The 24,774-nt window shown below is 38.7% G+C and carries 27 protein-coding genes, 2 tRNA genes and 1 pseudogene; 24 read left to right on the top strand and 6 right to left on the bottom strand.

Annotation, left to right across the window (positions count from 1 at the left end; translation table 11 throughout):
- The first annotated feature begins 27 nt into the window (after positions 1-27).
- On the top strand, positions 28-915 hold the full coding sequence (gene aguB / locus HDEF_RS02905) for an N-carbamoylputrescine amidase (protein WP_015873165.1): 888 nt from the start codon (positions 28-30) through the stop codon (positions 913-915).
- Complete coding sequence (gene aguA, locus HDEF_RS02900) at positions 915-2,006, top strand: agmatine deiminase (protein WP_015873164.1); 1,092 nt, start codon at positions 915-917, stop codon at positions 2,004-2,006. Before aguB ends, aguA begins: the two co-directional genes overlap by 1 nt.
- Positions 2,007-2,067: 61 nt before the next feature.
- On the opposite strand, the pseudogene HDEF_RS13855 reads toward aguA, so the two are convergent.
- Positions 2,068-2,283 (bottom strand): annotated as a pseudogene (locus HDEF_RS13855) (IS701 family transposase); the annotation flags it as partial.
- A 1,002-nt stretch (positions 2,284-3,285) separates the two neighbouring features.
- Here HDEF_RS13855 and uppS point away from each other — a divergent pair.
- From uppS to HDEF_RS02820, 15 genes are all read left to right on the top strand, one after another.
- Positions 3,286-4,044, top strand: coding sequence for a polyprenyl diphosphate synthase (uppS, locus tag HDEF_RS02890; protein ID WP_015873161.1), 759 nt, complete (start codon positions 3,286-3,288; stop codon positions 4,042-4,044).
- Positions 4,045-4,053: 9 nt separating this feature from the next.
- Positions 4,054-4,908, top strand: a complete 855-nt coding sequence (cdsA, locus tag HDEF_RS02885) for a phosphatidate cytidylyltransferase (protein WP_015873160.1) — start codon at positions 4,054-4,056, stop codon at positions 4,906-4,908.
- Between the two features lie 56 nt (positions 4,909-4,964).
- Positions 4,965-6,341, top strand: coding sequence for a sigma E protease regulator RseP (gene rseP, locus HDEF_RS02880; RefSeq protein ID WP_015873159.1), 1,377 nt, complete (start codon positions 4,965-4,967; stop codon positions 6,339-6,341).
- A gap of 35 nt (positions 6,342-6,376) precedes the next feature.
- Positions 6,377-8,770, top strand: a complete 2,394-nt coding sequence (gene bamA, locus HDEF_RS02875; protein ID WP_015873158.1) for an outer membrane protein assembly factor BamA — start codon at positions 6,377-6,379, stop codon at positions 8,768-8,770.
- Between the two features lie 28 nt (positions 8,771-8,798).
- Positions 8,799-9,314, top strand: coding sequence for an OmpH/Skp family outer membrane protein (locus HDEF_RS02870; protein WP_015873157.1), 516 nt, complete (start codon positions 8,799-8,801; stop codon positions 9,312-9,314).
- A gap of 5 nt (positions 9,315-9,319) precedes the next feature.
- Positions 9,320-10,357 carry a UDP-3-O-(3-hydroxymyristoyl)glucosamine N-acyltransferase gene (lpxD, locus tag HDEF_RS02865; protein WP_015873156.1) on the top strand — a complete coding sequence of 346 codons (1,038 nt, stop codon included), beginning with the start codon at positions 9,320-9,322 and terminating at the stop codon, positions 10,355-10,357.
- 218 nt (positions 10,358-10,575) lie between these two features.
- Entirely contained in the window at positions 10,576-11,031 is a 456-nt protein-coding gene (gene fabZ / locus HDEF_RS02860; RefSeq protein ID WP_040056059.1) for a 3-hydroxyacyl-ACP dehydratase FabZ, read from the top strand.
- A 3-nt stretch (positions 11,032-11,034) separates the two neighbouring features.
- Positions 11,035-11,838, top strand: coding sequence for an acyl-ACP--UDP-N-acetylglucosamine O-acyltransferase (gene lpxA, locus HDEF_RS02855; protein WP_015873154.1), 804 nt, complete (start codon positions 11,035-11,037; stop codon positions 11,836-11,838).
- Position 11,839: 1 nt separating this feature from the next.
- Positions 11,840-12,985 (top strand): lipid-A-disaccharide synthase, encoded by a 1,146-nt coding sequence (gene lpxB, locus HDEF_RS02850; protein ID WP_015873153.1) that lies wholly within the window; start codon positions 11,840-11,842, stop codon positions 12,983-12,985.
- A complete protein-coding gene (gene rnhB / locus HDEF_RS02845) occupies positions 12,985-13,587 on the top strand; it encodes a ribonuclease HII (protein WP_015873152.1) in 603 nt (200 codons plus the stop codon). Before lpxB ends, rnhB begins: the two co-directional genes overlap by 1 nt.
- A gap of 172 nt (positions 13,588-13,759) precedes the next feature.
- Positions 13,760-14,191, top strand: coding sequence for a 30S ribosomal protein S6 (gene rpsF, locus HDEF_RS02840; protein ID WP_015873151.1), 432 nt, complete (start codon positions 13,760-13,762; stop codon positions 14,189-14,191).
- A gap of 2 nt (positions 14,192-14,193) precedes the next feature.
- Positions 14,194-14,505 carry a primosomal replication protein N gene (priB, locus tag HDEF_RS02835; protein ID WP_234809443.1) on the top strand — a complete coding sequence of 104 codons (312 nt, stop codon included), beginning with the start codon at positions 14,194-14,196 and terminating at the stop codon, positions 14,503-14,505.
- A 4-nt stretch (positions 14,506-14,509) separates the two neighbouring features.
- Positions 14,510-14,767 (top strand): 30S ribosomal protein S18, encoded by a 258-nt coding sequence (gene rpsR / locus HDEF_RS02830; RefSeq protein WP_015873149.1) that lies wholly within the window; start codon positions 14,510-14,512, stop codon positions 14,765-14,767.
- 545 nt (positions 14,768-15,312) lie between these two features.
- The gene (gene ltrA, locus HDEF_RS02825) at positions 15,313-16,995 is read left to right on the top strand and encodes a group II intron reverse transcriptase/maturase (protein ID WP_015873148.1); all 1,683 of its coding nucleotides are present in this window, start codon (positions 15,313-15,315) and stop codon (positions 16,993-16,995) included.
- A gap of 45 nt (positions 16,996-17,040) precedes the next feature.
- On the top strand, positions 17,041-17,754 hold the full coding sequence (locus HDEF_RS02820) for an Rpn family recombination-promoting nuclease/putative transposase (RefSeq protein WP_425475047.1): 714 nt from the start codon (positions 17,041-17,043) through the stop codon (positions 17,752-17,754).
- A 43-nt stretch (positions 17,755-17,797) separates the two neighbouring features.
- On the opposite strand, the gene HDEF_RS11290 is transcribed toward HDEF_RS02820, so the two are convergent.
- Complete coding sequence (locus HDEF_RS11290) at positions 17,798-18,418, bottom strand: helix-turn-helix domain-containing protein (RefSeq protein ID WP_015873146.1); 621 nt, start codon at positions 18,416-18,418, stop codon at positions 17,798-17,800.
- Positions 18,419-18,629: 211 nt separating this feature from the next.
- Here HDEF_RS11290 and HDEF_RS11285 point away from each other — a divergent pair, with 211 nt between their 5' ends.
- The 5 genes from HDEF_RS11285 to HDEF_RS02790 all read left to right on the top strand — a co-directional run bounded on the left by HDEF_RS11285 (position 18,630) and on the right by HDEF_RS02790 (position 20,710).
- The gene (locus HDEF_RS11285) at positions 18,630-18,794 is read left to right on the top strand and encodes a Cox family DNA-binding protein (protein ID WP_086934975.1); all 165 of its coding nucleotides are present in this window, start codon (positions 18,630-18,632) and stop codon (positions 18,792-18,794) included.
- 326 nt (positions 18,795-19,120) lie between these two features.
- Positions 19,121-19,318 (top strand): hypothetical protein, encoded by a 198-nt coding sequence (locus HDEF_RS02805; RefSeq protein ID WP_015873145.1) that lies wholly within the window; start codon positions 19,121-19,123, stop codon positions 19,316-19,318.
- 49 nt (positions 19,319-19,367) lie between these two features.
- On the top strand, positions 19,368-19,655 hold the full coding sequence (locus tag HDEF_RS02800) for a hypothetical protein (RefSeq protein ID WP_015873144.1): 288 nt from the start codon (positions 19,368-19,370) through the stop codon (positions 19,653-19,655).
- A gap of 140 nt (positions 19,656-19,795) precedes the next feature.
- Positions 19,796-20,059, top strand: coding sequence for a YqaJ viral recombinase family protein (locus HDEF_RS13710; protein WP_171770495.1), 264 nt, complete (start codon positions 19,796-19,798; stop codon positions 20,057-20,059).
- A 252-nt stretch (positions 20,060-20,311) separates the two neighbouring features.
- Positions 20,312-20,710 (top strand): single-stranded DNA-binding protein, encoded by a 399-nt coding sequence (locus HDEF_RS02790; protein ID WP_044612452.1) that lies wholly within the window; start codon positions 20,312-20,314, stop codon positions 20,708-20,710.
- An 8-nt stretch (positions 20,711-20,718) separates the two neighbouring features.
- Here HDEF_RS02790 and HDEF_RS02785 read toward each other — a convergent pair whose 3' ends face one another.
- Positions 20,719-21,039: a CCDC90 family protein gene (locus tag HDEF_RS02785; RefSeq protein WP_015873142.1), complete on the bottom strand. Its 321-nt coding sequence runs from the start codon at positions 21,037-21,039 to the stop codon at positions 20,719-20,721.
- A 191-nt stretch (positions 21,040-21,230) separates the two neighbouring features.
- Between HDEF_RS02785 and HDEF_RS02780 the strand changes: the two genes are divergently transcribed.
- Positions 21,231-21,863, top strand: a complete 633-nt coding sequence (locus HDEF_RS02780) for a site-specific integrase (RefSeq protein ID WP_015873141.1) — start codon at positions 21,231-21,233, stop codon at positions 21,861-21,863.
- 31 nt (positions 21,864-21,894) lie between these two features.
- Here HDEF_RS02780 and HDEF_RS02775 read toward each other — a convergent pair.
- From HDEF_RS02775 to HDEF_RS02765, 3 genes are all read right to left on the bottom strand, one after another.
- Positions 21,895-21,970, bottom strand: a tRNA-Lys gene (locus HDEF_RS02775).
- Positions 21,971-21,985: 15 nt separating this feature from the next.
- Positions 21,986-22,061, bottom strand: a tRNA-Val gene (locus HDEF_RS02770).
- A gap of 400 nt (positions 22,062-22,461) precedes the next feature.
- The gene (locus HDEF_RS02765) at positions 22,462-23,061 is read right to left on the bottom strand and encodes a hypothetical protein (RefSeq protein ID WP_234809441.1); all 600 of its coding nucleotides are present in this window, start codon (positions 23,059-23,061) and stop codon (positions 22,462-22,464) included.
- 923 nt (positions 23,062-23,984) lie between these two features.
- Here HDEF_RS02765 and HDEF_RS02760 point away from each other — a divergent pair.
- Positions 23,985-24,497: a hypothetical protein gene (locus tag HDEF_RS02760; RefSeq protein ID WP_015873138.1), complete on the top strand. Its 513-nt coding sequence runs from the start codon at positions 23,985-23,987 to the stop codon at positions 24,495-24,497.
- The last annotated feature ends 277 nt before the right edge of the window (positions 24,498-24,774 follow it).

Below are 24,774 nucleotides of genomic sequence, written 5' to 3'. Positions count from 1 at the left end.
GCCTACTTTTTACATTGAGAGTTTTTTATGACACAGGTCAAAGTGGCAGCAACTCAAATGTCTTGTTCTTGGAATTTGCCTAAAAATATTGAGAAAGCCGAAAAATTAATACGAAAAGCACATGCTCAAGGTGCTCAGATTATCTTAATTCAGGAGCTCTTCGCCACTCCTTATTTTTGTATTGATCAAAACCCCGCACATTATAGCTTGGCTGAAAATGTCGAAAGCAGTGTTCTGATTAAGTATTTTTCTGCTTTGGCCGCTGAATTAGCCGTTGTATTGCCGCTGAGTTTTTTTGAATCTGCCCACAATGTTTATTATAACTCTCTGGTGGTCATTAATGCAGATGGCACTGTATTAAATCTTTACCGAAAGACACATATTCCTAATGGCCCAGGGTATCAGGAAAAGCATTTTTTTACGCCCGGAGATACCGGGTTTCAAGTATGGGACACCTCGTATGCCAAAATAGGTGTGGGAATTTGTTGGGATCAATGGTTTCCAGAAACGGCCCGTTGCCTTGCGTTAAAAGGTGCGGAGATTATTTTTTATCCTACTGCTATTGGCTCTGAGCCAAATTTTCCTGAAATCAACAGCCAGCCCCATTGGACCTTTGTGCAACAAGGTCATGCTGCAGCAAATATGGTACCTATTGTCGTTTCCAATCGAATTGGCAAAGAACTCAGTCGATATGTTGAGGGATTAGAAATCACTTTTTATGGCTCTTCTTTTATTACAAACCATATCGGAGAGATAGTTGCTGAGGCCACTCAAACAGAAGAAGCAGTTTTAGTGTATGAATTTGATTTGAAAAAAATTGCTGTTCAACGGTCATCATGGGGTCTATTTCGCGACCGCAGACCCGAAATGTACGAAACCCTGAATACCAGTGATGCCCAAACAAGGAGGCGATAATGTCTTTTCCTTTATGTTACCTACCTAACACACCTCAAAAAGACGGATTTTATATGCCTGCGGAGTGGGCGGCTCATCAAGCTATATGGATGCTGTGGCCCTATCGCCACGATAACTGGCGTGATCATGCTCTTCCAGTACAAAAAACCTTTGCTCAGATTGCGGAAGCAATATCACAAACCACTCCTGTTTATATGGGTGTGCCGGCTATTTTTATGTCACAGGCAAAAAAAATCATGTCGTCTCAGATTAATTTGGTAGAAATGAACAGCGACGATGCCTGGGTGCGCGATACGGGTCCTACGATGGTTACAAATGGGTCAGAAATTCGGGCGGTTCATTGGAAATTCAACGCTTGGGGAGGGGCATTGGGAGGGCTGTATGATGACTGGCGGAAGGATGAAAAAGTAGCCCAAAAAATCAGTCAGTTCCATAATTATTCGCTTTATAAAGCGCCCATTATATTAGAAGGGGGCTCTATCCATACTGACGGAGAGGGCACTTTACTGACCACATCAGAATGCTTGCTTCACAAGAATCGTAATCCAGATTTAACACAATCAAACATTGAAAAAGTCCTTGTTGAATATTTAGGGGTTACTCATTTTATATGGTTGCCTGAGGGATTATGTAATGATGAAACAGATGGTCATATCGACAATATATGTTGTTTTGTTAGGCCAGGAGAGGTTGCCCTGCATTGGACAGAGGATGTAAAGGATACACAATACGCGCGGTCACTTTCGGCTTATGAAACGCTATCGCAAGCGAAAGATGCGCGAGGTCGATCCTTGAAAATATGGAAAATTCCAGCGCCATCGCCTCTTTATAGGAAGAAAAAGGAAAAAATCGGTATTCTTGCGAATGGTTCTTCTCGTCAACCAGGGGAACGATTGGCGGGATCTTACATCAATTTTTTAAATACTAATCAGCAAATTGTTTTTCCATTACTTAATGATCCTCATGATACAGAGGCCGGTGAGATATTTAAAAAAATATTTCCTGATTATCAAATCACAGGTATTCCTGCTCGAGAAGTCTTGCTGGGTGGAGGAAATATTCACTGTGTTACTCAGCAAGTTCCAAAATAAAAATGAGTTCTTTAATTAAGCGTCAATTGTGATTATATGATGTTAGGCAGCTCTAAAGATTTTAAAGTTCAGTAAGAGCTTGCTGAATCGGTTTAACGAACAATTTGGTAGGCAGTGCAAAGTGATAAAGCTTGTGCTTTATTTTCAAAAATTCCAGTTTGAATACAGAGTAGATGAACGTGAATACGTGGGTGCTTTGTGTTTGAATCCGGCGGGTAGGTTATTTCGCGAGTGAGGCATTTGATTTTAAGAATTGATGAAACCTTTCCACTGTCCACCAGATTGAATCAGCCCGCGCTGCCGTGTCTTTGTTTGTAAATACCCTGAAATCAGAAGAACTTCTTTTTTAAAGCCTTTAAGCCAGCCTCACTCATTCTTGTTGCTCTGATAATTTCAGTGAACCAATACGGACGAAATGCCCCTGCTTCCTATCTTCTTTCACTCAACACCCCAGACGGTTCTATTTCAGAGAAGCGATAAAATCCCTCTTTTTTGCACAATAAATTCGATATTTTCTTGATTTGAATTTTAACTGATTAATCACGCAGTTTTATATCATCACGTGCATTTGTTCATTCTCCCCCCCCCCTCACTGGCGGGTGGCAATATCACAAAATCAAATCGGTTTTTTTGACTACTTCAAATGCCACGGGTATGGATACGCAATCAGAATGATACAACGCATTGAGCAGATTCACTCCTTTAACAGAGAGATTTTTACTGGGGTCATAATGCCCCCCAGCACATGATGTCATTCTAATCTCTCCCCGCTTTTTCTATAATTGTATCGTCAAAAATAAGGCACCCCTCTTCACGTTTAATTTCATGAACACTGGCTTTGCCTCCTGCCATAACTCTTTCGATCTGTACTCTCGTTTGGATAAAAAACGGGTTATCTGCTCGTGACTCATCGCCTGCCCCAGGGCCTTAGACAACCCTGTCGCCCTTGTTTGCCCAGAGCTTGTTATAAAAAATCAGTGTAGAATTCAAATTCTTTAGATTTCATTGTGCAACTTTCTCTATTTCATGGCTGATGGATCATGTTCAGTATTATCTGATCCTTCAAGAACGCTTCGTAATATCGATGATGTAATCAATTCGTTTAATTTGTTCCTAAAAAATTAAAATGCTATAGTTTTAAAAATTTTAATACATTAAAAATTAAGGAATGAATAGATAATGAATACGAAAAACCACAATGACGTTTTTCAACATCATCACCACATATTCATTGTTCATATCAGAGAAAAATTTTTTTATCTAGAAGCTGCTTCACCTCATGCCATATAAAAAATTTCAGATGGATAGTTTGCGTTCTCATTGGCCTCGCCATGTTGCTATTATTATGGATGGCAATGGTCGATGGGCTGAAAAAAAAGGTAAATTAAGAATACTTGGACATAAAGAAGGTGCAAGATCCGTACGTAATGTGGTTAACTTTGCGGTGAATCATCGTTTACCTTCCCTCACGCTTTATGCGTTTAGCAGTGAGAATTGGCATCGCCCAGAAAAAGAAGTGACCGCCTTGATGAGGCTTTTTATGCAAACTTTGGGAAATGAAGTCAAAAATTTGCATAAAAATAATGTTTGCTTTCAAATTATTGGTGATATAAGCCGCTTTACTCCACGTTTACAAAACCGTATTCGTAGCGCCGAAGAGCTCACAGAAAATAATAATGGTTTAAAACTTAACATTGCTGCTAATTATGGTGGTCGTTGGGACATCATAAAAAGTGTGCAATCTTTAGCAGCACTCGTTAAAATAGGGCAACTGGAGCCTTCCCAAATTAATGAAGAATTAATGAATTCTTATCTTAGCCTTAAAGAACAACCTGATGTAGATTTGATGATCAGAACGGGCGGGGAATATCGTGTGAGTAATTTTTTATTGTGGCAAATCGCTTATACGGAATTTTATTTTACTGATGTGCTCTGGCCTGATTTTGATGAATTCATTTTTGAAAGTGCATTAAATGCGTTTGCCAAACGTGAGCGTCGTTTCGGCAGGACAGTACCTATTGATGTTGATATATCCTAAGGAAAACTTTTGCTAAAGCATCGTTTCATCACCGCTTTAATCTTACTTCCGATTGTTATCAGTGCAGTGTTTTTATCATCAACATTATGCTTTGCGATTGTGACCCTGGTGATTTGCCTTTTAGCAGCATGGGAGTGGGGAAGATTAGCGGGATTGACTGTGTTCTCTCAAAGGATTGGTTTAATAATTTTTTTTAGTATTTTTTTAATATCACTATTGTTAAATTTTTTAACTGATCAATCCTCCATTCATTTCTTACCCTTTGGCTTTAGTCTGCTTATTTGGTTATCTTTAGGATGGTGGATTATTGCGTTAATCCTAGTATTAACCTATCCGAATTCCGCGGTTTTTTGGCAGCACTCCTCTTTTTTACGTATCATTTTTGGAATATTAACGATTATCCCTTTTTTTTGTGGGATGTTGGCCCTGCGTCAATACGCCTATGAACAAGATCATAAAATTGGCATTGTCTGGCTTTTTTACCTAATGCTGTTGGTGTGGGGAGCTGATTCTGGAGCTTATATCTTTGGTAAAAGATTTGGTAAGCATCAATTAGCACCAAAAATATCACCAGGTAAAACTTGGGAAGGATTAATAGGCGGCCTGTTGGTCTCTACCCTCATATCTTTATTATTTGCTTATTATTTTCCCTTAGGGATCACGTATCAAAAGCTTTTCATTTGCTCAGTTATTTCTGTGTTTGCTTCGATCTTGGGTGACCTCACTGAAAGCATGTTCAAACGTCAAGTAAGGATCAAAGATAGTGGCTATTTGATTCCAGGCCATGGTGGGATATTGGATCGTATTGATAGTTTGACTGCAGCAGTACCTGTTTTTGCCTGTTTTATGTTATTCATATTTTAGTTTTTTAAAGAAAATATGAATAATATCCACATATGTAGGTGGGAATTATCATGATTATGATCGATCTACTTTGGAATATGCTCACCTTTATCATTTCACTGACTACTTTAGTTGCAGTGCATGAATTTGGCCATTTTTGGGTGGCGCGTCGTTGTGGGGTTTATGTAGAACGTTTTTCAATTGGTTTCGGAAAACGGCTGTGGTCAACTAAGGACGCTAAGGGTACTGAATACATCATTGCTCTCATTCCATTGGGCGGATACGTTAAAATGTTAGATGAACGTATTCAGACGGTTCCTTTACATCTAAAAAATCAAGCTTTCAATAATAAAACCATTCTACAGCGTACCGCTATTATCAGTGCAGGTCCACTGGCTAATTTTCTTTTTGCCTTGCTGGCCTGGATGTGCGCTTTTATGATAGGTGTAGGTGATGTACGTTCTTTAATCATTGACGTAATACCAAACTCTATTGCTGAAAAATCAGGGATGATCATAGGTATGGAGTTAAAATCGGTTGATGGTGTTAAAACTCCTTGTTGGAATTCAGCTCGTTTGGAGCTTCTCAAAAAAGTCGCGCAGCAGCAGGTTCCAGTAGAAGTAGTTATGACAAAATCTGGTCAATTAGAAAAAAAAATACTGGATCTAAGAGACTGGGATTTAGGGAATAAAAGTCAGGATCAACTATTTAATTTAGGCATCATGCCTTGTTGTTATCAATTTACCTCTGTATTATCTCACATTGCGCCGAATTCCCCTGCGGAAAAAGCAGGATTACGTATAGGTGATAAGATCGTTAGAGTGAATCATGATCTCCTGGATAGCTGGCTATCTTTTTTGACTCTGATACGAAAAAATCCAAATCAATCTTTGATATTAGAAATTGAAAGGCAAGGCGCACCGGTGACTTTAACATTAAAATTAGGTGAAAAATGGGTCAATATTGGTCGAAGTGGAAATAGGATCCAGGAAGGATTTGCTGGAATTATGCCAGAGATGCTTCCTCTCAAAGATATAGAAAGATACGAAGTTACTTGCCGATATAATCTATATTTGGCATTTTCTCATGCTGCCCAAAAAGTTTGGGAAACAATTTCTTTAACTGTGAGTACGTTAACAAAATTAATTTTGGGTAAAATACCCCTTAATTATCTAGGGGGTCCGATTTCTATTGCAATAGGTGCGGGCGCTTCAGCTAATAATGGCTTCGTTTATTACTTAATATTTCTAGCATTAATCAGTATCAACTTAGGTATAGTTAATTTACTTCCATTACCCATTTTAGACGGTGGGCATCTTCTTTTTTTAGCGATGGAAAAATGTAGAGGAAGGCCGATTTCTGAAAAAATACAGAATTTAAGTTATCGGATTGGGTTGATTTTTTTGCTGTTATTAATAGTTATTGCACTTTATAATGATTTTTCTCGCTTTTAACGGATCGAAGCTGACTAGGAAAACGTATAACGACGATGGTAATGAAAAAATTATTCATAGCATCGCTGCTTCTTGGCAGCGCCACAGTACATGGTTCAGATAAATTTAAGGTAGAATCTATTCATTTCGAAGGTTTGCAAAGAGTATCTCCTGGAGCAGCTCTTCTCAGTATTCCTTTTCACATTGGTGATGAAGTAAATGATGCTGATTCCGCTTCTGCTGAAATTATTCGTTCACTATTTGCGACTGAGAATTTTGAGAAGGTTGATGTTGCTCATGATGGCGGCAAATTGATCATCAAAGTCAAAGAACGCCCTACCATTGCTAATATTACGTTCTCTGGTAATAAATCAATGCAAGATGAGGTGCTTAAACAAAATCTTAAGTCATCTGGAATTAGAGTAGGTGAAGCATTAGATGCTACTACTTTATCTCACATTGAAAAAGGATTGGAAAATTTTTATTACAGTGTGGGTAAATATAGCGCTTCGGTGAAAGCGATTGCGACACGTCTGCCACGCAATCGTGTTGACTTGAAACTCGTTTTCATTGAAGGGGTCTCTGCAAAAATTCAGCAAATTAATATTATAGGTAACCATGCATTCAGCAGTGAGACTCTGCTTTCACGTTTTCAATTACGTGATGAGGTACCTTGGTGGAATTTAATGGGTGATCTTAAATACCAAAAACAAAAATTAGTAGGAGATCTTGAAACTCTACGGAGTTTTTATCTTGATCGTGGTTATGCAGGTTTTAAAATTGATTCCACTCAAGTCAGTTTAACTCCAAATAAAAAAAGTATTTATGTGACAATTAATATTACTGAAGGGAGCCAGTATAAACTTCAAGATATTACTGTTAGTGGAAATATGGCCGATTATATTTCTCAAGCAAAAAAAATAGCCAAAATTAAACCTGGTGAACTCTATAACTTCAGCAAAGTCACTCAAATTGCAGATAACATTAAAAAAATGTTGAGCAGTTATGGCTATGCTTATCCAGATTTACAGATTCACCCTAAAGTAAACGAAAAAGATAAAACAGTAAAATTAGAGATTGAAGTAGATTGTGGAAAGCGGTTTTACGTTCATCATGTTGTTTTTTCAGGTAACACCACGACAAAAGATATTGTTTTACGGCGTGAGTTACGTCAAATGGAAGGCGCATGGTTAAACAACGATCAAGTTCAACTAGGTAAAGACCGGCTCAATCGTTCGGGATATTTTGAAACTGTTGAAGTACAAACTCAACGTGTTCCCAATACTTATGACCAAGTAGATATCATCTATAAAGTTAAGGAACGTAACACCGGTATCATGAACTTTGGTGTTACCTATGGCACAGGGGGAGGGCTTGGATTTCAGGCAGGCGTTGATCAAGATAATTGGTTAGGTACAGGCAATAAGGTCAGTATTAACGGAACTAAGAACAGTTACCAAACTTATGCTGAATTTTCTTTAACCGATCCTTATTTTACTGTAGATGGCGTGAGCTTAGGTGGGCGAGTTTTTTACAATAATTTTAAGGCAGATAAAGCGCAACTTTCGAGTTATAAAAACAGCAGCTATGGTATCGAGAGTAATATCGGCTTACCCATCAATGAAAATAATTCATTCAGCCTGGGTTTAGGATATGTATATAATAGCCCTTCTGATATGTCACCTCAGCTTGCAATGTGGCGCTATCTTAAATCTTTAGGTAAAAATCTAAACTATACTGATCGTCTTAATTTTAAGACTCACGATTATATGTTCAATACAGGTTGGATTTTTGATAATCTGGATCGTGGATATTTTCCAACATCTGGAATAAAATCTTCCATCACTGGTAAAGTAACTATCCCAGGTTCAAACAATGAATTTTATAAACTTATCTTCGATACTTCTGCTTATTATCCATTAAACGAAAATCGCTCCTGGATCATGTTATTCAGGGGTCGTATCGGATACGGTAGTGGCTTCAGTCATAAAGAAATGCCATTTTATGAAAATTTTTATGCTGGAGGAGCAGGCAGCCTCAGAGGTTTTCAATCAAATAATATAGGCCCTAAAGCTGTATATTATATAGATAATGGCAATAAAATAAAAAATTCTACGGATGCTATTGGAGGAAACGCACTCGCCGTAGGTAGTCTAGAGTTAATTACTCCGACTCCTTTGATTAGTGAAAAATATACGAACTCTGTCCGCACTTCTGTTTTTATTGATTTCGGTACAGTATGGGACACAAATTGGGAAGATACAGAACAAACACGAGCAGCGGGGGTTTCAAATTATAGCAACATGGATAATATTCGTGTTTCAGCTGGCGTCGCTTTGCAATGGATATCACCATTAGGCCCATTAACATTTTCTTATGCTACTCCAATTAAAAAGTATGAAGGCGATCAATCAGAACAGTTTCAATTTAATATCGGCAAAACTTGGTAAATTATTTTTAAAAATATAGGAAATAAATATGAAAAAATTTTTAGTGATACTCAGTATTTTTTTAGGATTATCTCTTACACTGCTTGCTCAAGCTGCAAGTCATATTGCTGTTGTTGACATGCAAACCATTGTTCAAAACTCACCTGAAAAAAAAGAAGCAGATAAAAATTTCGAGATTAAATTTAAAGAACGCGAAACAAAGCTGAAAATAGAAAAAGTTGATTTAGAAGATAAAATAAAGAACTTTGAGAAAAATTCTCCAACAATGAAACAAACGGAACGTAAAAAACTTCAAAAAGAAATTGACGACAAACGTGACATCTTTATAAAAAATATGAAATCATTTCAAAATGATACTTCTAAATTTCAAGCAGAAGAAAGTACAAAAATTTTTCGCAATATTAAAAGTATTGTCAAGTCAGTTGCCTCTAAAAAGGGATATGAAACCGTGATTGACTTTAATACTGTGATTTATAATAAAAATGATAAAAGCGACATCACTAATGATGTTTTAAGAGAAATGCTTAATAAAGCTAAAAAATAAAACCGATGAGACCTCATTTTTTATTATCTGATTTAGCGAATCAATTAAATGCGAAATTGCAAGGGGACGGTAATATGATCATTACCAGTATTGCGCCTTTGCAATCTGCCCAAAAAAATCAAATCACCTTTTTAACCAGCAAACCTTACAAAAAGTACCTTTCTGATTCTCAAGCCGCTGCAATTATACTAACGGAATCTGATTTACCGTTTTGTAATACGTCCGCCTTAGTGGTGAAAGATCCTTATTTGGCCTATGCCCTTTTATCTAAGATAATGGATACTACCCCTGCACCAGCAGAAAATATTGAGCCACAGGCAGTGATTTCGCCGACGGCTCGTTTGGGGAAAAACGTCTGTATCGGAGCAAATACTGTTATTGAATCAGGTGTTGTTTTAGAAGATGGAGTAGTGATTGGTGCAGGCTGCTTTATTGGCAAAAATGTTCATATTGGGTCAGGTACTCGTTTATGGGCGAATGTGTCTATTTATCATGATGTTGAAATTGGAGAAAGATGCTTGGTTCAATCAGGAGCGGTCATTGGTTCGGATGGTTTCGGTTATGCAAACAACAAAGGGAAGTGGGTTAAAATAGCTCAACTTGGCTCAATAAAAATTGGTCACGAAGTAGAAATTGGTGCATCTACCAGTATTGATCGAGGAACACTTGGAGATACTATTATTGGGAATGGTGTTATCATCGACAATCAATGTCAAATTGCACATAACGTGACGATTGGAGACTACACCGCCATTGCTGGTGGTGTTGTGATGGCAGGGAGTCTTAAAATTGGGCGCTATTGCCAAATTGGAGGCGCCAGTGTCATCAATGGCCATATGGAAATTGCAGATAAAGTCGTGATTACCGGCATGGCAATGGTGATGAGGCCCATTACTGAGCCAGGCATTTATTCTTCAGGTATTCCATTACAATCTAATAAGGCTTGGCGCAAAACAGCGGCGTTGGTGATGCAGATTGATAGTATGAATAAACGCCTAAAATCTTTAAAGCGTAAAATAGATAGGCAATCTATAACAGATTAATCAATAAAGGTACATTGAGAGGATTTATCCTACCCTTGTAGTCATAACATAACTCGTTACCGATTGTGGTGGAGTGAATTTCAGACAAAATTAATATGTTTGTTTAATCTTTAATAAAAAATTATGAATTTTAAATTTGCGGCCTGCCTAAAATCTTTTTCATGATCATCTCGGGCTGTGTTGTTGATAATCTCAGTTTCCAGAGAAGGAAGAGTACTTTGACAACTGATACTGATATTTTAGATATTAGAGAAATTTTAGATTTATTGCCGCATCGTTACCCCTTTTTATTGGTAGATCGTGTGATAGATTTAAAAAAAAATAAATCCTTACGTGCCATAAAAAATATTTCTTTTAATGAGCCCTTTTTTCAAGGACATTTTCCCAAAAAACCTATTTTTCCTGGCGTGTTAATCTTAGAAGCCATGGCCCAAGCTACAGGAATTTTAGCCTTTAAAAGCAAAGGTAAATTGCAATCTGGTGAAATTTATTATTTTGCGTGCATTGAGAAGGCCCGCTTTAAACGTCCAGTGCACCCAGGAGATCAGATGATATTAGAAGTCAATTTTCTTAATGAGAGGCTAGGCTGTGCCCGCTTTACTGGTGTTGCTAAAGTGGATGAAGAGCTTGTCTGTGAGGCTACGATGATGTGCGCTCGCAGTCGAGAGGTATAATAAATGATTCAAAAAAAAACTTTTATTCATCCAACCAGTATTGTTGAAAAAGGTGCGATTGTTCATGAGGGCGCTCATATTGGTCCCTTCTGTTATATTGGATCACAGGTAGAAATCGGCTCTGGTACAGAATTAAAATCTCATATTGTGATTAATGGTATAACTAAAATAGGAAAAAACAATGTCATTTATCAATTTTGTTCTATTGGTGAAGTGAATCAAGACTTAAAATATAAAGGTGAATTCACAAGGGTTGAAATTGGTGACTCGAATTTAATTCGAGAAAGTGTATCTATTCATCGGGGCACTGAACAGGGAGAGGGTGTAACCTGTGTTGGCAATCATAATTTATTGATGTTTAACACGCATGTTGCGCACGACTGTCTCATTGGTCACCACTGTATTTTAGCTAATAGTACAACCTTGGGGGGGCACGTTGAAATACACGATCATGCGGTTATTGGTGGCCTTTCGGCTGTGCACCAATTTTGCAAGGTAGGCAGCTATGCAATGTTGGCGGGTTGCTCTGCGGTTGTAAAACACATTCCGCCTTTTATACTGGCTCAAGGTAATCATGCCTCTCTTGTTGGTCCTAACACTGTAGGACTAAAACGCCATTTTTCTGAAGCAAAATACAAAGCCATCCTTAGAGCCTATCAGCTGCTATATAAGCAGGGTAAAAGTTTAGAGGATGCAAAACTCGAACTCGCTAAGTTAGCGGAGTTACATCCTGTCGTTATATTACTTTTGAATTTTTTAAATCAAATCGATCTTAATTCTGATAAAAACCGTGGAATTGTTCGTTAAAATGCAAAATCGTTCATTCACGATTGGATTGGTTGCAGGTGAAGCTTCAGGCGATATTTTAGCAGCAGGATTGATACGAGCACTGAAAGCTCAGTTTCCCAATGTATCTTTTGTCGGGGTTGCTGGCCCCTTAATGCAGGCTGAGGGCTGTGAAGTATGGTATGAAATGGAAAAGCTTTCCGTCATGGGCATACTTGAGGTGTTGCATCACTTACCTCGTTTAATTCATATTCGAAGAGATTTAACTCGTCGTTTTATGATGCTTCGTCCCGATATATTTATTGGTATTGATGCCCCTGATTTTAATATCAGGCTTGAAAAAAAATTAAAACAAAAAGGGATTCGCACTCTTCATTATGTGAGTCCTTCTGTTTGGGCCTGGCGTCAAAATCGTCTCTTTAGTCTTGCTCAAGCGACCGACATGGTATTGGCGCTGTTTCCCTTTGAAAAACAATTTTACGATCGTTTTAATATCCCCTGTTATTTTGTTGGTCATATGATGGCCGATGAAATCCCTTTAATACCAGACAAATCAGCAGCAAGAATGGCTTTGGGAATTGATCAAAACAGCTTATGTTTGGCTTTGCTTCCCGGTAGTCGGCAGGCAGAGTTGGCTTTGCTGGGCGCTGATTTTATTCGCACGGCGATGCTTTTGCATCAACAACTGCCTCAATTAAAAGTGCTGGTGCCGCTTTCCAACAATCAACGGCGAAAACAGTTTGAACGTATTCAAGCGAAAATAGCTCCCCACTTTTCTATGCATCTTTTTAATGGCCAAGCCAGGTTAGTGCTAGAGGCCAGTAATGCAGCGCTATTGGCATCAGGGACAGTTACTCTGGAATCAATGTTGGCAAAATGCCCTATGGTTGTCAGTTACCGCTTAAAATATTTGACCTATTGGATTGCAAAACTGCTTGTCAAAACTCCTTATTTTTCACTACCCAATTTATTGGTGGGAGAAAGATTAGTGCCAGAATTATTACAAAAAAACTGTGATCCTCAAAAATTAAGCAATGAATTACTACCTTTACTGAAGGGAGGGAAAAACGTCCAAATGTTAAAAGAACGTTTTTTAGTTTTACATCAAAGTCTCCGTTGTGGAGCAAATCAAAAAGCGGCGCAAGCTGTTCTGGCTCTCATCAAATGATGACATCTGATTTTATTTATCCTGAAGCTCAATCGATTGCAGGTGTCGATGAAGTAGGCAGGGGTCCATTGGCGGGACCGGTTGTCACTGCAGCGGTCATCCTGGATCCTAAAAATCCGATTATCGGTTTGGCTGATTCAAAAACATTGAGTAAAAAAAAGCGGATGGCATTATATGAAGAGATCACGCACAAAGCTTTGGCTTGGAGTCTGGGTCGTGCTGAGTCAAAAGAAATTGATGAAATCAATATTTTTCATGCCACCTTACTGGCCATGCAAAGGGCAGTCAACGCTCTTGGCATCAAAACTGATCATGTATTAATTGATGGTCATATTTGCCCGATTTTGTCCATACCGTCATCCTCTATCGTTAAGGGAGACAGCAAGGTTCCAGAGATCAGCGCGGCTTCTATTTTAGCCAAAGTGACACGTGATAGAGAAATGGAGGCCTTAGATAAGGTGTTTCCTGGTTATGGATTTGCTCAACATAAAGGTTATCCCACGGCTTTTCATTTAGAAAAATTGGCGCTTCTTGGTCCAACAGAACAACATAGACGAAGTTTTCGTCCGGTCAGGCGTGCTCTTATTTCATTAACAGGTTAATAAAGCAAACATCGACTTCTTTTCAAATAAATTGATTCCATTCTTGAATTTATGCATACCGGCAAGTATAGTGGTGCGCTATTTTCAGCCACCCATCAACAAAGTTCCTTGCCTCTATGAACAGCGGTTGGTTTTTTAGCAAGAGGCTTAATAATCCAAAAGGGGCAACACCATGCGTCATTACGAAATTGTATTTATGGTTCATCCGGATCAAAGTGATCAAGTGCCCGGAATGATACAACGTTATAGTACAGTGATCACTCAATCAGGGGGGCAGATTCATCGTATTGAAGACTGGGGCCGGCGACAGTTAGCCTATGCGATTAATAAATTACATAAAGCACACTATGTTTTATTAAACGTTGAAGCCCCTCAAAACGCCATCAATGAATTGGAAACCAATTTTCGTTTCAATGATGCAGTGATGCGTAATCTTATAAAACGTATGAACCATGCGGTGACTGAAGAATCGCCTATCATAAAAATGAAAGACGAACGTCGTGAAGTCGTTGAGTTAACAACATCAGGATCTGAGGACAACCAAAAGGATCACCATAAAGAGGATCTTGATAAGAAAACAGATGAATTTTCTGAAGAAAATTGACCTTGTTGACGACAAACAAGTGGCTCTTGTCTGGTACTGTATGTAAAGCTCCGATACAAAAAGTCAGCCCTTCTGGCATTCCTCATTGTCAGTTTTTGCTTGAGCATCGTTCTCAACAAAAGGAAGCGGGATTATACCGACAAACATGGTGTCGTATTCCTGTTGTGGCGAGTGGTCATGAGTTAAAAAAACACACTCAGAACATCAGGTTTGGTACTCAACTAACTATAGAAGGCTTTGTCAGCTGCCATCAAATCCGTGATAAATTGGTGCTGCATGCTGAAAAAATAAAGTTCATAAATTTTGGAGAATAGCCTCATGGCACGTTATTTTCGCCGCAGAAAATTCTGTCGTTTTACCGCAGAAGGCGTAAAGCAAATTGATTATAAAGATATTATCATGTTGAAAAATTACATCACTGAAAGTGGCAAAATTGTTCCCAGTCGTATCACAGGTACTTGCTCTAAATATCAGCGCCAGCTTGCACAAGCCATCAAGGTTGCACGTTACCTATCTTTGTTGCCTTATACTGATGAACATGTGCGACGTGAAAGTTGCACCACAGAAGTCCCTTGAAAAAGGGTAAGGTTGATCCGAAACCTTATTGCCACTTACTCGGTGCAAGAGGAGTAATTCTCTTGTGCTAAGCGAGAATGAAAGCCTAACTAAAGTATTAAGCTGAATAAGAAATAGGGGCAAGGCAAAACTGAAATGGGTTGAATAAAGTGAATCTCCGTTATTAAAATGTCGTAAGCAAGTAAAACACGAAATCAGATGTGACGTGTTATGGGGAAGTTTAACGACAGTTAGAAACGGGTAAAGAAGAGTGTTCGTTCTTTACGACGGATCCCGTTCCCCGGCATAGAGGAGGCAGCCCACTCAATGTATCTTCATGGTGTGAAACACGGTAACCCCATTAATCTTTTAGTGTTGATGTAAATACTAAGAGACAGTGGGCATAAGACGTTCCAAAAAGCGAAGGCAATCAGCCGAAAGGCAACTGGAAATCATAACAGGATTGATAGAGGTAATTACTTTACTCTGAAAAGAGGCTGACGTGGAACGGGTGACTTACCCATATAATCCTTTACCAAGGTTATGAATTGATTTAGAAGAGTTAGATGCCTATGGCAAACGTAATAAATCAAAACTATGAACAACAACTGGAATGGCATGCTATTAACTGGCGTGTTGTGACAGCCATGATTAATAATCTAAGGCAAAGAATATATAGGGCTTCAGCAACAGGTGACTTAAAGAAAGTCAGAAATCTGCAAAAACTCATGATGAAATCAAGAGCTAACCATCTTCTGGCTATCAGGAAAGCCACTCAGGTCAATCGGGGAAAACACACGGCTGGAGTAGATAATCAGGTAATTAATGACCATAAAGGACGAGAACATCTTTATAAGTTATTAAGCCAAACAACTTCAGAAAAGGTTTATCCAGTAAAACGAGTTTACATAGCAAAAAAGAATGGAAAAAAACGCCCTCTTGGGATCCCAACCATTCTCGACCGCTGTAGACAAGCGATAGTTAAATCGGCGCTGGAACCTTATTGGGAAGCAAAATTTGAACCAGTCAGCTACGGATTTAGACCGGGGCGAAGTGCCCATGACGCAATACAAAAAATTTTCTGTATTGCCAGAGCACGAGGGACACGGCACTGGGTACTAGATGCAGATATTAAAGGCGCATTTGACAACATTGACCATAATTTTCTCATAAAAAAAATCGGGGGATTCCCCGAAAGAAACATGATTAAACAATGGTTACAAGCCGGTGTGCTGGAACATGGCAACTATATACCCAATGTTGCAGGTACTCCGCAAGGCGGGATTATCAGTCCACTACTGGCCAATATTGCACTCCACGGAATGGAGACCTTACTGGGTATTCAATACTGGAAAAACGGCACGCCAAAACAAGGGCAACCTTATGCAGTAGTTCGTTATGCGGATGATTTTGTCGTATTCGGTAAATCCCGTGAAGAGTGCGAAACTGCCAAAATAAAGTTGCAAATTTGGTTAGCTCAGAGAGGGTTAGCTCTTTCTGAAGAAAAAACCAGTATCAAACACTTGAAGGAAGGATTCGACTTCCTGGGATTTAATATACGACATTATGACAATCGCCACAGAAAACGGGGATATATATTGTTAACGAAGCCCTCAAAGGAGTCGATGAAAAGGTACAAACAGCAAATGAGAATGACCTGGAAAGGTATTATCGGTATGCCGACACAAGAAGGAATAAGACAACTGAATGCCAAGATAATAGGATGGTGTAATTACTATCGTATTGGTGCTTCAAAAAGAACATTCAGTGCATTAGACCAATGGATGTGGATCCGCCAACGTAGATATTTGTATCGACGTCATCCCAATAAACACTGGTGGTGGCGAAGAAAACACTACTTAGGCAAGATACCAGGTAGAGAAGACTATTCAGTATTTATGGATAAATCAACCGGTGGATTTCTTTGGAAGCATGCATGGACAAAAATACAGCGTCATTGGCTAGTTCCAAAAAATGCTTCCCCCGACAATCCGGAATTGCGTGACTATTGGCGTAATAGGCAGGCACGTAAACAGCCTTTTATTTACGGTGTCAAAGTTAACCTCTATAAGCGACAGAAAGGTTATTGTCCTCTCTGTGATCAAGAGTTGGACAATGGTGAACAATTGCATGTTCATCATATTCAGCCTAAAGCTGAAGGGGGTGACAACAAGCTGGCTAATCTAAGATTGTTACATGCTAATTGCCACAGACAATTACATAGCAAAAAAGGAAAAATGTTGAAGTGAGTAAGTTGCGTGAGCCGTATGCGGGGTAACTCGCACGTACGGTTCTTGAGGGAGTGGGCACTTGCGGCCTGCTTACCTAATCAGAGCAGACCAGAAAAGCTAATGGCCTTTCGTTTGATGCGTTATGCGGTGGCCGCCATGCAGCGCCATTTAGAGCAAGGTAACGACACATTGCCGGTAGTCATCCCCCTCCTGTTTTACCATGGCACAACGTCGCACTATCCTTATAGCACTAAATGGTTAGACTGTTTCTGTGAGCCAGAATTGGCAGCTACGGTATATCAGCAAGCATTCCCGCTGGTTGATATTACCACGATACCGGATGAGGAGATCCTGACACACCGCCGAGTAGCACTCCTGCAACTGGTACAAAAGCACATCCGAACGCGAGATATGTTGGAACTTGCCGTAGAATTAGCTAATCTAATAGAAAGATGGCAGTATTCTAAAGAACAATGCAAGAGTTTATTATATTATATAGCTCAGGTAGGAAATACGATTGACGGCGAGGGATTTATCCGAACCCTTGCGGAAAAGGCACCGACTTACCGGGAGGATTTTATGACGATTGCAGAACAGTTAGAAGCTAAGGGTGAAGCCAGAGGTGAGGCTAGAGGCTATCAGCTAGGCCGACAGGATGGCGTTAAAGAAGCTACTCGCCAACTGGCAAGACAGCTTCTATCTGATGGTGTAGCACGAGAAAATATTAAACGCTATACCTATCTTTCAGATAGTGAACTAGATAAACTATTAGCTTAATATAACTCCCATCTCCAGATAATTACCCGAAGATGGGGATATGTTAACCAGCTGTTTTTTTTGTAAATACATTTATCTCTTCTTGAGGTAAAGCTGTATTTCCCTCAATTTTGAATAAAATCTCTCTGAACTGCTCCTCGCCCATAGATTCTAGTCGCAGGGCTGCCCGCTTTTTCTTTTCTGGTAAATTCAAAAGTGATTGATTACCTGGGTCTAGTAACTCCAGCAAAAGCATAGATCCTCTTCGAGAAAGCACCTTGGCAAGTTGGTTTAGTTCATCATTATCAAGGTTTTCTATGCAACTTATTATTAGTTGCATATTAGGTTTTTGTGATGATATCTGGTCAACGACCTCTTCTGTTTGTCTTGATAGCTTGCCGTCTTTTTTTACTTTATCTGCTTTAATTTCTGGAAGATCTAGCGCAATTTGGCCGTATTCTACGGCTGTAGAGTTAGTCATTAGCCATAGCGTATATTTACTAAATTTTGGATGATTTGTTACTTTATCTAAAATAACCAAACCTACACCTCTTATACCTGACTCATAGTTTTTGATTGTCCCTAATCCAATGCCAAGTACATGAGCAAATTCAATTTGTGTCATACCCTCATTCAGTCTTACTGCTTTAAGTTTTTTACCGTGATCTATTGAAAAGGTATTCATTAGAAGTCTATTCTCTACTATAAGTCACTTATAAGTGACTTCTGGGTTCAGGGTTAACTATCGAATCAAGTAAGCCCTCTATAAAGATGATTAAAAATCCACGTGAAACTAGATAATTTTCAACAAATGCCACCATCAAGAAGAATACCAGATTTTATTCTTTAAGTGACTTAGAGCGACCTAGAAGCACTTTGAAGTAGATGGGGATCGGATGATTAAGAATGACTACGAAGTTAAATATCCGCTTGAAGCAGCTGCGACGCGTGTTGGTGAACGCTGGGTAGTCATCTCAGAATTCAACCGCATAGTACGAGAAGCCTACTTTAACCGTCCTGCAGAAGAGCGAGACGCTTGGCTTAAATGGCTTGGATTGTAAACCAGGCAAGAACTTTGAACACAAGTTCATAAACAAATTGAACTGGCGTACACCGATAAGGTGTGCAGGTAATTATTTTAACATAGTCGAACGGCGCGACTTTAAACCCTGCGTCGGGTGCTCGGCGGGCTAAGGATGGGCGGCAATGATGCACAATAAAATATTTATAACCAATGCACTTCGTACAGAGGTGCATTCATTACAAATGTTTTATACACCAATTCAAAGGTTCAATGATGGAAACATGAACAAAAAACCCGATATTTAATGCTGTAGATGAATTAACGGTAAAAGAAAAAGAAATCTGTATCGAAGATGCAAAAGATTTGTATGAATCTTTGTGTGACGGTGATGTTGCCAGGTGGCTTACTCAAAAAACCGCAGGCTGTCGATATCGAGCATGGAAATTGGCATTAGAAAAATACCCCCATCTTGCATTATTGCCATTCGACTTGGTGAATATGGCGGCCCAATACGAATATGTCATGCGAAATGAAGACATCAGCTACAAAGTAGCTGAATAAGGCATGTAACCCAGGATTAACAACCGCTATCGCCGAAGAAGGAAGCAGTATGGACATTCAAACTGAAAATGAAATTCTTCGCGCGATGAAACACTTAACAATCGAGGAAGTAGAGGCATGTATACCAGAGGGGGAATACTTATACGAGCGCTTGACTAATCCCTATATTGCTCAACTATTTTCTGGTTCAAAGTCAGGTGAAAAATATGATGCTTTACTGCTGGCACTGGAAACGACTGATAGCTTTAATGACGCGCTCTATGACGTTATGCAGACAGCGGCGCAAATTCTGTATCTGATGCGATGCCAGGATGCTGACAACGAGGGGCCAGAGTGATGATTTGGCATGACGTCGCGCAAAATACCGAGGTGTGGAACGAATTGAGAAGCGGAAAAGTGACGGCGTCTCAATTTGGCTGTGTTATGGCAAATAGGTGAAAAGCGTTTGGTGAACCGGCAAAGCGATATGCACTACAAATTGCCCTTGAGATTATCAAAGGTAAAAAATCCGAATTCAGTTTCACTAATGAGCACCTGCAGCGCGGTCATGAACAAGAGCCGATGGCTAGAATGCTCTATGAGATTGAGAGGAATGTTGATGTCACCCATTGCGAATTTTTCGACCTCGGTGATTATGGCGATAGTCCAGACGGCCTTGTAGAACGCGATGGTGTGATAGAAATCAAGTCAGTGACTGGCCCCCCCCGTGCATTTTGCTACTTTGCAACGTGGCTCTTTTGACCCGTCCTACAAATGGCAACTTATCGGACATCTTGACTGTACGGGTAGGAATTGGGTTGATTTTGTCAGCTATTGCAGCGACTTTCCTGAGCATCGGCAATTAATCTCGCATAGGTTGTATCGCAAAGATTACGAAGAAGAGACTAATCAACTTCGAGCAAGAAGAAAAGTGTTTCTTAACCTAGTTGCCACTACCTGTGATGTCATAGAAAAAAGTTGATTGACATCATCAATCATAAGCGAGACAACATAATGACAATAAACACCGTGATATTCTCCGGCAATCTTGGCGGCGACTGTACGACTCGTAGCACCGCAAACGGTAAACTGATTGCCACATTCTCTTTACCTGTCAAGCAAGGATACGGTGAGCATGAGAAAATCTCTTGGGTGCAGTGTCGGATGTTTGGTGTCAAAGCTGAAAAGTTGCCCATTTATCTGACTAGAGGAACCAAAGTGACCGTGATTGGGCAATTTTTGCTCGAAAGCTGGACTGGCAAAGACGGCATAGAAAAAACAACCGCTGTTGTTCTAGTTAACGAGATGGATTTTTCCAGTAAGCAGGAAAATAAACTTCAGCAAAATCAACCGTTAGCAAGTCAAACAGAAAGTGCGACATCACATCAATTGGACGATGACATCCCTTTTTGAGGGTTAATTTAGAGGACAAGTTTGAGAATAGCTGTAAGCGCACCTACTGCGAGTATTAACATACCACCTAATCTGACTGTTAATTGTAACCCCAGTTTGTCAAACCGATTTTCCATGTCCTTACGAACTTCTGCAATCTCAGCAGATAAATCCTTACGCATGTCTTCTAAATCGCGTTTTACCTCAGCGATATCGGTCTTCGTCGCTACATCCGCCACTTCGTGTGACTTGCGAACAGCGATAGAAATCGCTCTGGCCTGCTCTTTCGGCAACCCTGCGTTTTCAAGGGTTTCGACGAATTCTTGAGTATCAAATGCAACCTGGCCCATTGTTGCATCTCCTTTTTAAGTCGAGTTTAAACGCTTCAGGGTCAACAAGCAAAATTGTACCCCGTCAACACCTTTCAACAAAATTCATTTAATTTCTTTGCAATTCAACCTGCATCATACCTGGCTCACTATATGCTCACTTAGCTTTTATTCGTGCTTTACTGAAAATAGCTACAAATGAATGGAGATGGTTGAAAAATGCACCATATATAAAAGCGTTACCCCCTAGACAATCTAGAATTCAGTGGCTTACAAAAGAGCAAGCTCATGCCTTAATTGATAATGCAGCTGATTATCTCAAGCCAGTAATAACATTTGCTCTGGCTACTGGTTTGCGAAGATCCAACATTCTGGAATTAGAATGGTCACAGGTTGCTTTGGTTCGTAAGGTAGCTTGGATTAACCCTGACCAGTCAAAAAATTTTCGAGCAATTGGCGTTTCGCTCAATGATACAGCTTGTCAAATTATTCATGCTCAGATAGGTAGACATAGGCAGTATGTTTTTGTCAGAGAGCGAAAATTAAACGGCGTGATTGATATGATACCAATGAGAACTGATGCTAACAAAGCATTTAAGTCTGCCATGATGAAAGCAGGGATCGAAGGATTTCGATTTCATGATCTGAGGCATACTTGGGCAAGTTGGTTAATCCAGTCTGGTGTCCCTCTATCAGCATTGCAAGAAATGGGAGGATGGGAAAGCATACAAATGGTGAAAAGGTATGCTCATTTATCCCCTGCACACTTGCAAAAACACGCTAAAAACATTGATGGGATACTCGGGTTTGATGTCACTAATATGACACTTAAGAAAGTTACATAAGATGTAATCAACTGTAACTCATTGTTTTAATTGGTGGGTCGTGCTGGATTCGAACCAGCGACCAATTGATTAAAAGTCAACTGCTCTACCGACTGAGCTAACGACCCAAATAATTTAAGAAGTGGTGGGCGATACCAGATTCGAACTGATGACCCCCTCCTTGTAAGGGAGATGCTCTACCAGCTGAGCTAATCGCCCACTTTTTTGAGATAAAAATCGCAATTGAACATATTACAAAGGGATACTGCAGGCTTCTGAAGAATCAGATCAAGAACGCTGAATCTAACTTGCTCTAACGAAACACAAGAGTATATTTTCAGTAGATGAGATTGATACAATACTAGTATGCAAAGCACTGAGAAACCAAAACTCGCCTTTAGAGTCACTTTTTTAATATGTTTACTAAATCGATTCTGTGCCGCATTATATGTATACTTCTAAATGAGTCAACGCTTTTTCAAAAACCCGCCCTCAAACTCAACTCAATATTTCAAAGGTTAAGCTCGGTATTCAGCAGAGAAAGCACGATAAAGTGGTTCACCTTGCTGAAAGTTGGTCATTCATAAATGTGCTGATTTAGGTTGTTGGCTTACCAATGTTAGAGGTGTTTTTCAAAAAAAGGTCGAGCATCTGTCGCTTCCGATAAATTACGCTTTTCAATAATTTTATTTGCATAATAAGCCGAATAACGTCCACAATCATTACCATTAAATACGGATTGGTGACCATGATATTCGGTATTGATGGCAAAATTTTTTGTTAAACTGAGATTTTTATCTGCCAATAACTGTTTTTTTAAATGTTTTGCGCCACGATAAACCGTATCAAGTAAGCCACCTTTAGAATCATGGATTTTGGCCGATTGACACTTACCTTCCTGCATATCGACTTCAAGTAAGACAAAATGTCCTCTTTTTTCACTAAACCCAAATTTATTGCTTTGCGCAACAGGAATTAAGATTTTGACTTCATCATTGGGATAGGTATTTTTGATTTCACTGAGCATTTGTGCAGCATTGCGACCCCCTGATAAGACATGTTGCTGAGTGTCAGGGTTACTCAAATCATGGCATGGCGCAGAGACAATATAGATAACACCCTCTATTTGTTTGCTCCGGTAGCCAACTTGGTTAGTTCCACCATATTCAAAGTGACCTTTATGTACCCATCCATTTTCTGGGCTGAAAATATCATTCAAAGCAGAATTTAATTTTGAGCAACTCAATTTCTCACCGAAAGTTCCGGTTAAATAGTTAAGTAAATTACGTACCCATGAACAAAAACCAGACTCTTGAGGGGAAGGCGGTTGCCTACACCCAGTTGAGATGCTGGATTCAGTCGCTGACAAATCGCTCCAATCATTCATTGAAGGCATCTGTGTCGAACAGTGTGAAGTATTTATTGTCATAATTGTATGAATCTCTTAATTATAAAAAAACAATAATTTGATTGTTGTGCTATTTCAAAATATCAATGATTTTCTATTATTATCTGAAAAAAGTTTAAGTTCTGACATGATTTTCTCAGAAAAAGTGATTTATTGTTATCAGTATAAAACCTTATTATTTATATAGATTATATTTATGACACCGTTAAAAAAGACATTTTTCCGAAATCCGTAAAAGGAGGTTCGAGAACAACCCATTGTCGCGCCATATTTTAAAGCGCATGCCAATCGTACGTTAATGAACATAAAAATCAGGCACCATCACACCAGCCGGTTCTAAAAGCAGCTGATTTACAGAACAATCAACACATTAAATGCATGGTCTACAGTCATCGCACCCCATCGATTTTGAAAGAGATCTATTGAGTGTAAAAGTGTTTGCTCCTCAATTTTTTTGAAATACTTATTTCATACATTTTTATATTGCTAAAAATAAATTCATTGAGTGTACAAACTCATCTTTTATTTCAAATAAAATAAATTAAATTAATTGTTTTTTATATAACAAAAATCATTTTAAAAAATGAATTGGTTTTTTCAAATTCTACTTGAAATAAAAAATATTTATAATATAGTTTTCGATTATTAAAATATAAAAAATGGAGACGTGTGTTTTATATTTTAATTATTTCAATTAATCTATTTATTTATTAAATCATATTACAGGATCGAATGTGAAAAAATTAACGATGTTTTGCTTTGCATTAAATATTTTATTAAATACCACTTTTGTTCAAGCAACCGCTCTTCGAACTCAGGCTAAAGAACAAAAAATTACATTCAAGGCAAGTATTAAACCTGTGCTGGATATGAAAATAGCACGCGCCGGTTCATCTGCATTAATAGAAAATCTCAGTTTAACACCCAGCCTGGAAACTCCTCTTCTTTATGAAACTTCTCAAGCAGCCACCATATCCACCTTGGGTTACGATTCTGGCCATAGATTTAAAATTTCTCTTTCTAAAGAGTTAGTTTTAGAATTAACTAAAAAGGGACAAAAGGATGAAATTAGAGATGCGCGGGTTTTATTTAAAGGTCAAGATCTCACTGTAAATAATCCTATCGAATTCACACCTGATAATAATAAAATTGAAGGTTTATTAAAGATAATAGCTAAAGTCACTGAAAATCAAAAAGTAGGGGTTTATTCAGGTGAGTTGATCTTAAAAGTTGAAGAAGTGGCTTAATGATGTAAATCATTCTTATCTTGATTTTTATTTCATTAAATTTATATTACTACATTTTTTATCATTAAAAAAGCATCTAATATATAAAAGCAGGCGTTGGTATTGTCTGCTTTTTCAGTCATTATTTTTGAAAGCGAGTTATTCTGGAAATAAAAAAGGATGAATTCCTATAATAAAAAAAACAGGGAGAAGAATAAAAAAATTTTATATATTAAAAAAGCACTTTATATTTTTTTATTATTTATATTTTCGGAGCACACAAAATCAGAGATTAAAA

The organism is Candidatus Hamiltonella defensa 5AT (Acyrthosiphon pisum), from assembly GCF_000021705.1.
GTDB classification, from domain to species: Bacteria; Pseudomonadota; Gammaproteobacteria; order Enterobacterales; family Enterobacteriaceae; genus Hamiltonella; species Hamiltonella defendens.
This window is presented reverse-complemented; position numbering and strand designations above follow the sequence as displayed.

What these genes read in the sequence shown, in the direction of transcription:
- lpxD (WP_015873156.1), top strand. Translation starts at nt 9,320, where the DNA reads ATGAGACCTCATTTTTTATTATCTGATTTAGCGAATCAATTAAATGCG.
- HDEF_RS02870 (WP_015873157.1), top strand. Translation starts at nt 8,799, where the DNA reads ATGAAAAAATTTTTAGTGATACTCAGTATTTTTTTAGGATTATCTCTT.
- HDEF_RS02790 (WP_044612452.1), top strand. Translation starts at nt 20,312, where the DNA reads ATGACAATAAACACCGTGATATTCTCCGGCAATCTTGGCGGCGACTGT.
- rpsF (WP_015873151.1), top strand. Translation starts at nt 13,760, where the DNA reads ATGCGTCATTACGAAATTGTATTTATGGTTCATCCGGATCAAAGTGAT.
- lpxA (WP_015873154.1), top strand. Translation starts at nt 11,035, where the DNA reads ATGATTCAAAAAAAAACTTTTATTCATCCAACCAGTATTGTTGAAAAA.
- rnhB (WP_015873152.1), top strand. Translation starts at nt 12,985, where the DNA reads ATGACATCTGATTTTATTTATCCTGAAGCTCAATCGATTGCAGGTGTC.
- aguA (WP_015873164.1), top strand. Translation starts at nt 915, where the DNA reads ATGTCTTTTCCTTTATGTTACCTACCTAACACACCTCAAAAAGACGGA.
- bamA (WP_015873158.1), top strand. Translation starts at nt 6,377, where the DNA reads ATGGTAATGAAAAAATTATTCATAGCATCGCTGCTTCTTGGCAGCGCC.
- lpxB (WP_015873153.1), top strand. Translation starts at nt 11,840, where the DNA reads ATGCAAAATCGTTCATTCACGATTGGATTGGTTGCAGGTGAAGCTTCA.
- rseP (WP_015873159.1), top strand. Translation starts at nt 4,965, where the DNA reads ATGATCGATCTACTTTGGAATATGCTCACCTTTATCATTTCACTGACT.
- uppS (WP_015873161.1), top strand. Translation starts at nt 3,286, where the DNA reads ATGCCATATAAAAAATTTCAGATGGATAGTTTGCGTTCTCATTGGCCT.
- HDEF_RS02800 (WP_015873144.1), top strand. Translation starts at nt 19,368, where the DNA reads ATGGACATTCAAACTGAAAATGAAATTCTTCGCGCGATGAAACACTTA.
- HDEF_RS11290 (WP_015873146.1), bottom strand. Translation starts at nt 18,418, where the DNA reads ATGAATACCTTTTCAATAGATCACGGTAAAAAACTTAAAGCAGTAAGA.
- rpsR (WP_015873149.1), top strand. Translation starts at nt 14,510, where the DNA reads ATGGCACGTTATTTTCGCCGCAGAAAATTCTGTCGTTTTACCGCAGAA.
- HDEF_RS11285 (WP_086934975.1), top strand. Translation starts at nt 18,630, where the DNA reads ATGATTAAGAATGACTACGAAGTTAAATATCCGCTTGAAGCAGCTGCG.
- ltrA (WP_015873148.1), top strand. Translation starts at nt 15,313, where the DNA reads ATGCCTATGGCAAACGTAATAAATCAAAACTATGAACAACAACTGGAA.
- aguB (WP_015873165.1), top strand. Translation starts at nt 28, where the DNA reads ATGACACAGGTCAAAGTGGCAGCAACTCAAATGTCTTGTTCTTGGAAT.
- HDEF_RS02785 (WP_015873142.1), bottom strand. Translation starts at nt 21,039, where the DNA reads ATGGGCCAGGTTGCATTTGATACTCAAGAATTCGTCGAAACCCTTGAA.